We start from the raw sequence: 13,969 nt of genomic DNA, 5'->3' as shown, positions 1-13,969 counted from the left end.
CAAACCTTAGAGTCTTTGGTAAATCAAGCGTTACCCGCGAAACAGATTGTAGTGGTGAATGATAATTCTACTGATGACACACAATACATCGTAGACAAATATGTGAGTCAATATTCAAATATTTCGAGTGTAAATGCAATCTCTTCAAACGAGCATCTTCCTGGTTCTAAAATTATCAATGCCTTTTATAAAGGTTTTGAAACCCTTGACCAAAACTATGATGTGATTTGCAAATTTGATGCAGATTTGATATTTCCGAAGCACTACTTAAAACAATTAGCAGTTCATTTTAATCAAAATGAACGTTTAGGCATGGCTGCAGGCTTCTGCTACATAGAGAAAAATAACGATTGGATTTTAGAGAACCTAACGCGTAAAGACCATATTAGAGGCGCATTAAAAGCCTACAGAAAAAAATGTTTTTTAGATATTGACAAACTCAAACCGTCCATGGGCTGGGATACCGTTGATGAATTACTAGCAAAATATTATGATTGGGAGTTATTAACCGATGAATCACTTCACGTCAAACATTTAAAACCAACGGGAGTTAGCTACAACAAAGCGTCCAAATACTTACAAGGTGAAGCCATGTACAAAATGCGATACGGATTTACAATCACCTTAATCTCTGCATTAAAACTAGCCTATAAAAAGAAAAGTGTCATACTTTTTAAGGATTATATGGCTGGTTATTTTAAAGGGAAACGGAATAAATTAGACCAATTAGTAACAGAAGATCAAGGTCAATTTATTAGGAAATTACGTTGGAATGGAATATTAAGTAAATTGAAATAAATTATATTCAATAAGGAAATCCTGAATCAAGTTCAGGATGGCACTGTCGTGTCAATTAAAACTCCACTCTTTATAACTACTGGAAGCCTCTAGTTTATTTTCTATACGATCATCTAATTCTGCAAAAAAGTCAATACCTGTTAACTGCTCAATTTCATCAACAGATACAACAAACTTATATAAGGGCTGACTAGAATTTTTATGTGGCATTAAAAATGCAATCATTTTAGTTTGACCTGTATTGTTATCAATAAGTACTTTATAAAACTGGTTAGGCACACTCACATTTTCATCTCCTATAGTCTTCATATCCCCTTTTAAAACGCCTCCTGTAATTACAAAAACACCGTTATACTTACCAGCCCAATATCTCACTTTTTGTTCTAGTGAGTTCCAAACACCAGCATTGAAGTTATGTTCTTGTGGACTTATATTACTAGTTAAAAAGGTTTCGTCATGTGCTTCTTTAGTATACTTCCTATCACCTGCAGGACATAAATGCCCACGATCATAACCAGATTTTTTATAATTCCGCCAATGCGCAGCACCAGTTCCTACAGCCTTATCAATCTCAAAATAAGGGCGTTTAAAATTAGAGTTTGATAAGTGTGCTTTTTTTAATTCATAAGCAACCCATTCTGCTTGTTCATGAGCTTCGCTATATGATAGTGAATACCCTTCGTGATGCACAATTTGACCGGTTGTACTTGTTGGTAAGAAATATTCATTGGTATCTGTTTTAACGGCTTCTCCTTCTTCTATGATTTCAGTCGATTCTTCAACATTTAAAAAGTGCTCGTAACCGTAAACACCAAGAACAATTATAATTGCGATTAAAGAATAAATTGTTTTTTTAGTCATTACTAATCAATAACAAATCCTAAAGGTTGTCCCGTAGAGGCATTAGGAAAACTAATTCCTAAAAGTGCAGAAATCGTTGGTGCAATATCTGGGATTACTGTTTTATCATAGGTCTCACCATGATTAATACCTTTTCCAAAGAATAATAAAGGCACATGTGTATCATAATTTAATCCACTACCATGTGTAGAACCCGTTTTTCCGTATGAAATATACGCAGGATCTGAAAGCAATATAATATCACCTGAACGTTTTTGGTTGTAACCATTTTGTAATAATAACTCCATACCAGTTGTGAAATTAGTAGTTGTCATTGTATGAGCAGAAAAGACTTTTTCAATATGCTTATATGCAATTAACTCGTTAACAATGGCTTCTTGAACATCATTTATATGTAAACCTAAACTATCAATAAGTCTGCGGTTTAAAAATATTTGGTTATTGCTGATATTCTCAACAAAATCTGATGAATTAAATTTTGCGCTTAAATAATCTATTAAACGCGCATCTGTTTCTTTATTATCTAAATAACCAGATGGGATTTTCATACTCTGTAAATAGGAAGGTACTTCAACTGCTCCATGATCTGCGGTTAAAAAAACCGTATAATTGCCTTCTCCGACTTGCTGATCTAAAAATTTAAGAAAGCGTTCTAAATCTTTATCTAAACGTATATACGTGTCTTCAATCTCTTTAGAACTCACACCAAAATTGTGTCCTACATAATCTGTTGAAGAATAACTTACGGTCAACACATCTGTAATATCGTCTTGTCCCAATTGCTCTCCTTTAATAGCTGCTATAGCAAAATCTGTAGTTAGAGAATTTCCATAAGGCGTCGCTTTAAGGATATCAAAACCACGATTCTCATCTTTTAATTTTGCTAAATCATAAGGAAATGTCGCTTTTTCTTTTCCTCTAAAACCACCTTCAAACTCATTTTCATCACTATCACTTTCAGTATACGTTAAAATATCATAAAAGGTATCCCAGACTTTTAAGTAAGACTCTGCTGCATCTGAAGTATTAAAATCTAAAACCCACTTTGGGAGTTCACTCATATAAAACGTACTTGTTATCCAAGACCCCTCATCTCTACCATGAAACCAATAGGCCGCATTTGCACTATGACCTGCAGGTAAAATTGCTCCTCTATCTTTTAGTGAGATACCAATTGTTTTTCCTTGTTTTTGAGTAAATAGTCGGTTTTCATCACCAAAGGTGGTTGTTTTCATTCTATGTGGTGACATTTCACCAGCATCATCTTGAGTACCAACAGAAGAAACGCTGTCATCTCCAGCACAGTATACCATATCTTTAATCTCCTTATCATACCAATTATTACCAATAATGCCATGATTTTTAGGCGTTGTTCCTGTAAAAACTGACGCATGTCCAGGACCCGTATATGTTGGGATGTAATTAAAGTGATTATTTTTACAGTTAAACCCTTCATTAATCATACGTTTGAATCCGCCGTCACCATATTTACTCGCAAATCTTGTGAGATAGTCATAACGCATTTGATCAACTACAATACCCACAACCAGCTTAGGATTGCTATTATTAATTGTAGTTTGTTCCTTTTTTACTTCAGAAATTGGCTTTTGTGCATGACATGAGGTCAATACCACAAGCATGAGAAGAAGATTAATTATAACTTTCATGTATTTAGATTTATTATTTTCCTAGGCTACATGCTATTGGCTGTTAATCATCACTTTAGATGAAATAACTTTTAACACGCTAGTTTCATAAAATTGTTCTATTTTCTATCTTCAAAAATACAGTTTTTTGTTTAGCATCTTTTAACCTTTACATTAAAAAAGTCTTTGTAATTTTTTACTTTTACCATAACAAATTTTACTATGTCATACCTTCATAATATTGGTGCTTATTTTTTAATGATTGCCGAGATGTTTCGCAAACCCACTAAGTGGTCCGTTATGCGAACCTTGATATTGAAAGATATTGATGATTTAATCATTGGTTCACTAGGTATCGTCGCCTTTATTTCTTTTTTTGTTGGTGGTGTTGTGACTATTCAAACGGCATTAAACATTGATAATCCTCTAATCCCTAAATACCTCATAGGTTTCGCTACGAGACAATCTATTATACTAGAGTTTGCTCCTACTTTTATTTCTATTATCATGGCTGGTAAAGTAGGCTCTTTTATTACCTCTAGTATTGGTACGATGCGAGTTACAGAGCAAATTGACGCCTTAGAAGTTATGGGTATCAACTCCTTAAACTATCTTGTATTTCCAAAATTTATTGCTTTAATGTTATACCCTTTTGTGATTTCTATTGCGATGTTTTTGGGAATTGTAGGCGGAATGGCTGCCGTAATATTTGGTGGTTTTGGCACTCTAGAAGATTATATTATAGGTATTCAAATGGATTTTATACCTTTTCATATCATTTACGCATTTATAAAAACATTTGTATTCGCTTTTCTTTTAGCCACGATTCCTTCTTTCTATGGATTTTACATGAAAGGCGGCGCACTAGAAGTTGGTAAAGCAAGTACAACTTCATTTGTTTGGACTAGTGTCGTTATCATCCTTCTCAATTATATATTAACTCAACTCCTACTAAGCTCATGATTGAAGTAAAAAACATACATAAGTCTTTTGGAGATGCTCATATTTTAAAAGGTATAACTACTACTTTTGAAAAAGGAAAAACAAGTTTAGTTATTGGACAAAGTGGCTCAGGTAAAACAGTTTTTCTTAAATGTCTATTAGGTCTTTTTTCTCCTGAAGAAGGCGAAATTGAATATGATGGACTGGCTTACGCCAAACTCACAGATGCCCAGAAACGAAACTTAAGAGCAGACATAGGCATGGTCTTTCAAGGTAGTGCCCTTTTTGATTCTATGACTATTCTAGAAAATGTTATGTTTCCACTGCGCATGTTTACTAAGCAAACTAAAAGCGAAATGGAAGATCGTGCAGACTTTGTTTTAAAACGTGTAAAACTTGAAGACGCGCATCATAAAATGCCTAGTGAAGCCTCTGGAGGAATGCAAAAAAGGGTAGCTATTGCAAGGGCAATAGTAAACAAACCTAAATATTTATTTTGTGATGAACCAAATTCTGGCTTAGATCCTAAAACAGCAATAGTCATTGATAACCTAATTCAAGAAATCACAGATGAGTATAATATTACCACTGTAATTAATTCTCACGATATGAACTCTGTAATGGAAATTGGCGAGAAAATTGTATTCCTAAAAGACGGACTTAAAGCGTGGGAAGGTTCTAAAGAAAATATCTTTAAAACGGATAACCATGTGGTAACAGATTTTGTTTACTCCTCTAACCTATTTAAAAAAGTACGACAAATGTACTTAGAAGAAAGAGCTTAATGATAGACTACTCTACTACAAGTGTATCTAACTTTAACTTGTCCTTAAACCAGACTCCCAACTTTCTCAAATCTTTTTCTTTTTGTTCTTTGGTGGTCAAAGAATCTACCCAGTTAAAGGAAAATATATTAAGTGTATCTATTTTCGAGAAATCTGATGTAATTCGTTTTGAATAGGACACAGCCTTTAAATTTTCATAGTTAATTTTAGCTTCTCGTACTAAATCTTCGAACGGAATTTGCCCACGTTCTAAACGAGACAATCTAGACACCGTATTTTCTAAATAAGAAATCTTTTGACCTTGTGATAACAAATCAACAGAGTCACGAGTTCGCAACTCCTCCATATATTCAAGATTATTAATAGATCTATTTGTCACCTGCTTAATAGACAACTTAGAATTTTTAAGTGCAAAGTAATCCTTAAAACGGGATTGTAACAAAAGTCTAGTTTCTTCAGATATTTCATCATTACCAAAAGGAATTAATTCAATAAACGAATCACCAAGAGGTTCATAATTAGGAGTTGCATTCTTTACAATAAAGCTAGAATTAGGCAGGGCTTTTAATTCATTATTTATAAACGCTTTAGCGTCTATTTCAAAACGACTTTCTTTTAATACATCTACGAAAGTAAAACCTGCAGGAATCATAACAACAATAGCCACCAAAGAAGCCAATCTTGCAATTCGTTTCCGTTTGGCAGAATTCGCATATTTAAGCATTGGAAAACGCAAAATTTTAAGCACTAGAAAAGTGGCTAACGCAATAAATATAGTGTTTATCGTAAATAAGTACATGGCTTGACCAAAATACGCCCAATTACCTTTTGCTAATCCGTAACCAGCCGTACATAAAGGTGGCATAAGCGCGGTAGCAATGGCAACTCCAAAAATAACAGAGGCTATCGTTCCTTTTTTAGTCCGAGCGATAATCAATGCTAATCCACCAAAAAATGCGATAAGCACATCTCTAATATCTGGTTTTACACGCCCTAAAAGCTCTGATGTATCTTCACTTAGAGGAAAGAATTTAAAGAATAAAAAGGCTGTTAATAAACTCAAAATAATCATTATTACTAAATTGATTAATGATCTTTTAAGTGTATCAATATCATTAATAGCAAGAGATAAACCAACACCTAAAATTGGCCCCATTAATGGAGAAATTAACATAGCTCCGATAACAACTGCTGTTGAATTTGCGTTTAAACCAATCGAAGCCACAAAAATAGAGCACACCAAAATCCAGGCAGTCGCTCCTTTAAAAGGAATATCACCTTTGATAGCCAGAATTGTAGCATCGCGATCTGTATCCTCTCTAAAGTCTAAAAGTTCGACCATAAAGGTTTTGATACTTTGCCACAAGCCTTTGGCATCTTGTTGAATCGCTTTTTTGCTTTGCTCAACTGCTGCTTCTTTTTTGATCTCTTCTTCTGAGAAGTCGAATTTACTCTCGTCACTCATATTCTAACCGTAATGTTCCCCAAATTTCTCTTTAACTTTTTGGAGTACTTTTTTAATATCTTGTTCTTTTGTCTTCGGAAAGATAAGTAAAACTTCGTCTTTATCCACAATAATATAATCTTGAAGACCATCCACTACAACCACTTTATCAGTTTTAGTTCTAATCATATTACCAAATGCATCTTCAGTTAACGTTTGCGCATTAACCACTGCATTACCATCAGTATCCTTATCTAATTTATCGTATAAACTTCCCCATGTACCAAGGTCATTCCAATCAAAAGTAGCAGGAATTATATACACATTTTTGGATTGTTCCATGATAGCATAATCTACAGACACATTTTCTGCTTTCGCATAATTATCTCTAATAAAGTCATCTTCAAATTCTGTATTATATGCGGCATAACCAGCTTCAAAAAGAGTATACAACTTGGGCTGATTCGCTTTAAATGCTTTTAAACAACTGCTCACACTCCACATGAAAATCCCAGCATTCCATAAAAAATTTCCTTGCTCAATAAATGACTTGGCAGTATTATAATCTGGTTTTTCTCTAAACTGATGTACTGGTTTTATTTTATCTTCGGAAGACTTATCAAACTCAATATAGCCATAACCTGTATTTGGAAATGTTGGTTGAATCCCTAAAGTCATCAGCGCGTCATGCTTTGAACAGAAATCAAACGCTTGTTGTACGTTATTTGTAAACGCATTTTCATCTTCAATCCAGTGATCACTTGGGGCAACAATCATGACTGCATCTTTATTTTCCTTTTGGATTTTTAAAGCAGCATATAAGATACAAGGTGCTGTATTTCGCATGGCTGGTTCTAAAACAACTTGACGCTTAGTGACTTCAGGAAGTTGCTCAAATACCAAATCATTATAACGTTCATTAGTTAAAATGAATATATTTTCCTTCGGAATCAAATTCGCAAGACGATTAAAAGTCTTTTGAATCAAAGTATCTCCAGTTCCCAACATATCGTGGAATTGTTTTGGAAAATCTTGCGTACTTACAGGCCAAAACCTTGATCCCACTCCTCCTGCCATCAATATGGCATAATAATTTTTATTCATCAAAATTGTTTTGTTTCCTTCCATCGGAAATATTATTAATCAAAAACCTAAATATTATGAGATTCCCCTTTTTATGGTAATGTAATTACTCTTCTAATAATTCTACCTCCACATTGGCATTAAACAAGTATGTTTTACTTGTTTTTAACTCCACACATTCGTAACGTGTTCTTCGTTTTAAACCTTTTCTAAATATACGTCCATTATATATTTGAAAGGACGCATGCAAAGGTACTTCAAATATAAAGGTTTTATTGTTTGGTGCATCAAATTGCTTTAAAGCATAAGCGAGTTTTATGTCTGTATCGCTCGATGCTTTTGGATTTTTAAAATGGGTTGCTAATAAGGGCAATAATTCCATTGGAAAAACATCAGGATTTATAAAAGGCAACATTAAATGCTGAAATGTACGTTTCCATTCTAACCCGTGAGGTTTGATTAACCGACCGTAATTATTGAAGGCTTCAAAATGAGCAATCTCATGAATGAGTGTTATTAAGAATCGATAATGATTTAAATTAGAATTTACTGTGATTTGATGATTTCCATTAGGTAAACGTTTATAATCACCATGTCTTGTTTTACGTTCTTTCTTAACTTTAACGTTTAACTTGTCGTGATCTAATAATTCTATAACTTTTGAAATAGCCTTCTCTGGAATATACTCTTGAAGTGTCTCTTGCATATCAATAATTAGCCCTTAACGATTAATAGTTTTGAATCATTATTTATATTTAAAAAATAGAGTCCTGACGCTGTTCCCTCTGGAATAACGAGCTTAGTCACACTGCCAAATTCATTAAATTGTTTTTTAAGAATATTGACTTGTCGTCCTCTAACATCAAATATAGTTATGATATCCTCCTGAGATGAATTTGTAATAAACACTTCATTTTTAATCACTGGATTTGGATACACAATTTGCTCTGCACTATCATTCTCAATGACATCTCCTCTAAAATAAGGCACTGCAAAGTCAAAGGCATCATTAGCTACTTTTTCTCCAATTAATCGACCAGGAATATCGTCTGCAGGCGGATGAATTCCGCCCCAAATACGAGATAAACTCGTTTGATCTGAAGCATCTCTATATGTGGCCCATTGTAATTTTACATCTACAGATGGTCCTTGTTCAAACACTAAAAAGTCATTTTGTTTTGCTGTAAATTCCCCTAGTCCGCCAGGAAAAAAAGGACTTCCTGTAATTTTTGTCAAGACCTCTGAAGCCGCTCGAGAATAAGTAGAATGACCAGAAACATAGCCTGCAAATGGAGGTGTTACAAATGTAGGTCTTTGATATGGCCACCAATTTTCGGCAAGAATCCAACCCACTCCAGCGATATCTGTAGCGTCGTCATCGATATAATCTGGACCTCTCCAGGTATATAATTTTACTTTGCCAAAATTCACACCCTCTTCTCCAACCAAAGCATCGTTTATACCCACAACCTCAACATAACCCTCTAATAAAGGAATTCCTGCAACATTATAATTATCTAGCGTTTCATCTGTACTTTGACCTAATAAAGCCATGTTTCTAATTGCTGAAATTGGCCTCAAATAATCATACCACCCTTTTACACTCCATGCCGAAATTGCAGAATCGTGCATTGCTCCTCCCAAAATAAAATAAGATTTAACATCCCACTCTAAGTCGTCAAGAATGGCGCCTTCTCCCTCAAATTTCTTTTCTAATTGTGGATGTTCATTCACATAATTTAATATAGTAAACCAATGTCCTGGAGGTGTTTCAGAGTCTGGACCATCTGCCCAAAATTCTGCTAGGACTCTTGTATAATCACCTCTAGGCACGAATTGAGATTCATAAGCTTGACTTGTAACTGGATTGATCACATGACCTTGTCCTATATCACCTCCTTCGATCACATTATAAAAATTTGGATAATCACTATAATTGGTTGGAAACTCATTAATATCTGTATTCCCAATAGCTGCAGGAGAAATATCCCATAGTACATTATCACTAGGATCTAGATGGGAACCCCAAATAGAAACCATAGAAAATCCTAGTTTATAAGCATCACTAGAATCATCATCTGATGTCACATTCAAATATGGTGGATCACTTGGATCATTATAGACTTTATAAGCATCTCCATTGCGCTGATAGGTCACGTTATCTTCGGCAGACATTGCGAACGGATATACATTTCCCCATTCTGGACTTAAAAACTCTATAACTGTTCCATCTATCAAATTACCACTTTGGTCTATAAATGTATCTAAAGCTAAAGGTTGCCAACGATTAGGATCATTCATTAATGTTGTAGTCGCTACTGCTGGCCCTAAAGGTTCATTTACTGAAGCATAATATGCGTTATTAAAGAAGTCGAGCTCTCTTGAGCCATCTCCATTTCCGTAGTTAATAATTGTCTCTGCTACATAATTCCCTAAAGCTGCAGCATTTCCAAATTGATACAAAGTGGATACCGCAAATGTAGTTTCATAACCTAACTGTTCCATGATTAAATCAAACAGAGCCTGAGATTCTTCAACATTTGGAGAGTTTTGAAAACGATACGATAACAACCTATACATAGCATAGCTCATTGCTTTCATTTGTGACTCTTCAATATTTTCTAAAGGTGAAAACTCTAATAATTCCGTAGAAAAATTATTAACCGTATTTCCAATAAGATAGGGTTTTGCTGCATCGTTATAAATTGCCCAAATATCATACATAGCGATACTGGTATGAAACAAATTCCGAGCATGTATTGTTGGTCTGGCAAAATCCTTTCTAATGGCTTCGAGTAAGACTTCGTTCCATAATCTTGCTACAGAGACATCCTCTGGAAGCTCATTTGCGCTCAACATTACTGTGAACTCTTGCGCTTCGCTAAAACAATTACCATTATTTTCTCGAACACTAATGGTCCCTGTTTCAGTTAACCCCCATTTTATAGAAACTGTATCTGTATTTTGACCCTCTACAATTTCTCCGCCCATGACCGTCCAATTGGCTGACGAACCAATTGCTATGGAATAATTATAGTCTTCTATTCTGAAAAATCCTGAATTTGCAGCTCCAGAAATTAAATTAGGATTTAGATAGGCACAGGTCCCATCATCTAAAGTTGCACCTGGATTATAATTACAAGAAAAAGGATCTGTGCAACCTCTAATTTTTTGACTAGGCTGAATATCTAACAACGTAAACCCCTCCCCTTCAACAGCTAAAATAGTTGTATTCTCCTCTAAATTTTGATGAATTTCAACTAATCCAGAAGGCCATTTGATTTCTAATTCTTCAATTTCAATTGCATTAGACAATCCAAAATGAACCGCTTGTAGACTCTGAGATAAGAACCCCACTCCTGTGTAATGTCTTACATAAGTGCGCTCATTAGTGCGTAAAGTTAATCTTGTACCAATCGCATCTCTATTTGAGACTGTCCCTTGAAGCTTAACCTTAAACCATTGCAAAGTACTTTCTTCGTCATAATTGAGAAGTTTGTTTTCATAAAGTATCGATTGCTGATCTGCATTGGTGACATAAATATCTAAATCACCATCGTTATCATAATCAAAATCTACAGCTTCTACACTTACTGAGAGTGCGTTAAAGTTTAATGCTTCTGAATTGTCTTCAAAGCCAGATAAGCCTTCCGCTGATAAATTTTTATAATACACATTTGTTTCAGTACTTCTATCTTGAAATTCAAACCCGTTAACGATGATTAGGTCTTCATCGCTATCGAGATCAAAATCTGCAAAGCGTGTTCCCCAAGCCCAACCAGATGCAGTAATATTATTGGTAGCAGTTGTATTTATGAAATTGTTTGTCCCATCGTTTTGCAATAATGCATTTTGATCAATACCAGTGATAAAAACGTCAAACGCACCATCAAGATTGAAGTCACCTAATGTGATACCCATATCATCAATCATATTATCGAGACCAAAGAGTTGCGCTTGTTCTATGAATGAATTTCCGTTTTGACTAATGAATAAACTATTAGGTTCGCTAAAATCGTTAGACACATATAAATCCATCCAGCCGTCGTCATTAATATCAAAAGGCACAGCCATATAACTCGCATTACCACCTGTATCTTGCATGTTGGTTTCTACAGTGACATTTGAGAATGTCCCATTGGCATTATTGAGATAGACTGAGTTAGTGTCACAAGCATCCCAATCATTTACATAGAGATCAAGAAAACCATCGTTGTTATAGTCAAACCATGTTGCACCTGTATGTCTACAATCACTAAATTGAGTTAAACCCGCACCTTCTGTAACTTCTGTGAAGACTCCGTTTTGATTGATAAACAGTTGAAGTTTATTAGAATGTGTAAACACCAAATCGGGAAAACCATCATTATTATAATCTCCCCAAGAGACGCCATGTTTAAACCCTTTGAGTCCAAAAAAATCATCAATCTCAGTAATTACTGGATGTAAATTGGTCAAACCTACTTGTGCAGTAACATCTGTAAAAGAACCATCATTATTATTTCTATACAGCTTACTTTTGGTCGTCTCATCACCTTCTAGGTCTTGAGCTAATGCAACGACAAAAATATCGAGGTCCATATCATTATCAAAATCGGCAACTGCAACACCATTATTGTTTTCTAAATTCCCTAATCCTGAAATCATTTGTACTTGCTCAAATACTTGAGCGCTGACTGAAGACACTAGTAAAACCGATAATAATACAATACAACTTACTTTATGTTCTAGTGCTCTTTTAATCACGTTAATTTTTGTTTAAAGATAATGAATCGATGCTAATTATAGATGATAAACGATAATCACATATATATAACAACTACCCTCATAAAACTCCTGATTAGTGTGTCTAAAATAAATTATAAAAAATAGTCATCTCGTAATTAATAACTATAAAAAATTGGGACATAAAAATGGTGAATAAAATTAAAGCTCAATTCGCAATGACTCTCTCTATTTTTAAAAAACGAGTGCTATTGAAACACGCCTTTCTAAAAAAAATAGTCGAAATTCGTTTATGTGTGGGAATCGACAATTCAGACAGTCGATACTTGAATCTAATAGCGACTCGTTGAATAAAACTTCGAACTCAAAATAACATACTTAAAATAAATATATTTATATTTATTCTATTAGTAGATTAAGCATTACTAAAAGACCCTATAAATGAAAAAAGCAATAACTATAATATTACTCTTATTTGGTTTATTAACAGTAAGTGCTCAAACAGCAACCGACATAACAAATTTACAAACTCCCACTTTAGACGAAACCTCTGGCCTTATTTTTTATAACAATAAGACAATTACTCATAATGATAGTGGTGATGCTCCTAATCTATATGAATTTGATACGAGTACGGGTACTATAACAAGAACGGTTACAATAAATAACGCTACAAATATAGATTGGGAAGATATTACACAAGATGCTTCTTATATCTATATAGGGGATATTGGAAATAACAGTGGAAGTAGAACTGATTTAAAAATATATAAAATTTCAAAAGTTGATTATAATGATACAGACAATACGGTCACACCTGAAATCATTTCGTATACTTATGCAAATCAAACTGATTTCACTCCTAATGTAAATAATAATAATTGGGATGCTGAGGGACTTATTTCATATGATGATAAGCTACTCATATTTTCAAAAAATTGGATAGATAATACGGTTAATGTTTACTCTATCCCAAAAACTAGTAGTCAGGTGCATAGCACCGTATTAGAAAGCAGCTACAACACAAACGGACTAATAACTGGAGTGGATACCACCTCTGATGAAAGTATTATTTTTCTTACTGGATATAGTAGCACTAATGCTCCATTTATGTTTACGATACATAATATACCTAATGCCAGTTTGGATATATTTTCTGGTACAGTCTCAGAAAAAATATCAAATATAGTTCCGCTAGGTAATCAAGTAGAAGCTATTTCTCTTTTTGAAATTACAACGACTAAGCATCGTTTATATATTTCAAATGAAAAATATGTTGTTACAATTGGACCTATTACGATACCTTTCCCTGCAAAATTATGGATGATTGAAATTGATACTGATACGATAACTTTGACGGTTCCAAATACCGCTTCAGATTTTGCTTTTAGCCTATACCCAAATCCATTTCATGTACTTTTAAATCTGAGTAAAAGAGTTGATGAAATAATTATTTATGATGTATCTGGAAGAAAAATCATAGAACAGCATTTTGTAGAAGAGTTGTCCTTAGAAGGTCTTAATAAAGGACTTTATATTGCTCATATTAAAATTAATAACTCTACACTTGTTAGAAAAATAATAAAACAATAAAGAATGTCTCCATTTTTTAAATAGATCATCTCTACATAAAATCAAAGGAAGAATCTCGCTATTCTTGTGACTGTAATTATACATGTATCACG

At 34.0% G+C, this 13,969-nt stretch carries 10 protein-coding genes; 4 read left to right on the top strand and 6 right to left on the bottom strand.

Annotated elements, in window-relative coordinates; genetic code table 11:
- On the top strand, nucleotides 1-798 hold a 798-nt coding region (locus ACJAZK_RS10445), incomplete at its 5' end, for a glycosyltransferase family 2 protein (RefSeq protein ID WP_415223905.1).
- Between the two features lie 51 nt (nucleotides 799-849).
- On the opposite strand, the gene ACJAZK_RS10440 is transcribed toward ACJAZK_RS10445, so the two are convergent.
- Nucleotides 850-1,659 (bottom strand): DNA/RNA non-specific endonuclease, encoded by an 810-nt coding sequence (locus tag ACJAZK_RS10440; protein ID WP_415223904.1) that lies wholly within the window; start codon nucleotides 1,657-1,659, stop codon nucleotides 850-852.
- Between the two features lie 2 nt (nucleotides 1,660-1,661).
- Nucleotides 1,662-3,326, bottom strand: a complete 1,665-nt coding sequence (pafA, locus tag ACJAZK_RS10435; protein ID WP_415223903.1) for an alkaline phosphatase PafA — start codon at nucleotides 3,324-3,326, stop codon at nucleotides 1,662-1,664.
- A gap of 201 nt (nucleotides 3,327-3,527) precedes the next feature.
- On the opposite strand from pafA, the gene ACJAZK_RS10430 reads away from it, so the two are divergent.
- Nucleotides 3,528-4,268 carry an MlaE family ABC transporter permease gene (locus tag ACJAZK_RS10430; RefSeq protein WP_028871056.1) on the top strand — a complete coding sequence of 247 codons (741 nt, stop codon included), beginning with the start codon at nucleotides 3,528-3,530 and terminating at the stop codon, nucleotides 4,266-4,268.
- Nucleotides 4,265-5,032, top strand: a complete 768-nt coding sequence (locus ACJAZK_RS10425) for an ABC transporter ATP-binding protein (protein WP_415223902.1) — start codon at nucleotides 4,265-4,267, stop codon at nucleotides 5,030-5,032. Before ACJAZK_RS10430 ends, ACJAZK_RS10425 begins: the two co-directional genes overlap by 4 nt.
- A gap of 7 nt (nucleotides 5,033-5,039) precedes the next feature.
- Here the strand turns inward: ACJAZK_RS10425 and ACJAZK_RS10420 are convergent, their stop codons facing one another.
- From ACJAZK_RS10420 to ACJAZK_RS10405, 4 genes are all read right to left on the bottom strand, one after another.
- A complete protein-coding gene (locus ACJAZK_RS10420) occupies nucleotides 5,040-6,497 on the bottom strand; it encodes a DUF389 domain-containing protein (protein WP_415223901.1) in 1,458 nt (485 codons plus the stop codon).
- 3 nt (nucleotides 6,498-6,500) lie between these two features.
- Nucleotides 6,501-7,580: a mannose-1-phosphate guanylyltransferase gene (locus ACJAZK_RS10415; RefSeq protein ID WP_415223900.1), complete on the bottom strand. Its 1,080-nt coding sequence runs from the start codon at nucleotides 7,578-7,580 to the stop codon at nucleotides 6,501-6,503.
- 85 nt (nucleotides 7,581-7,665) lie between these two features.
- Entirely contained in the window at nucleotides 7,666-8,265 is a 600-nt protein-coding gene (locus ACJAZK_RS10410; protein WP_415223899.1) for a SprT-like domain-containing protein, read from the bottom strand.
- An 8-nt stretch (nucleotides 8,266-8,273) separates the two neighbouring features.
- On the bottom strand, nucleotides 8,274-12,305 hold the full coding sequence (locus tag ACJAZK_RS10405) for an FG-GAP-like repeat-containing protein (RefSeq protein WP_415223898.1): 4,032 nt from the start codon (nucleotides 12,303-12,305) through the stop codon (nucleotides 8,274-8,276).
- A 420-nt stretch (nucleotides 12,306-12,725) separates the two neighbouring features.
- On the opposite strand from ACJAZK_RS10405, the gene ACJAZK_RS10400 reads away from it, so the two are divergent.
- Nucleotides 12,726-13,877: a T9SS type A sorting domain-containing protein gene (locus ACJAZK_RS10400; RefSeq protein WP_415223897.1), complete on the top strand. Its 1,152-nt coding sequence runs from the start codon at nucleotides 12,726-12,728 to the stop codon at nucleotides 13,875-13,877.
- Nucleotides 13,878-13,969: the final 92 nt, after the last annotated feature.

The sequence above is a fragment of the Psychroserpens sp. genome, assembly GCF_047633235.1.
Lineage (GTDB): Bacteria > Bacteroidota > Bacteroidia > Flavobacteriales > Flavobacteriaceae > Psychroserpens.
This window is presented reverse-complemented; position numbering and strand designations above follow the sequence as displayed.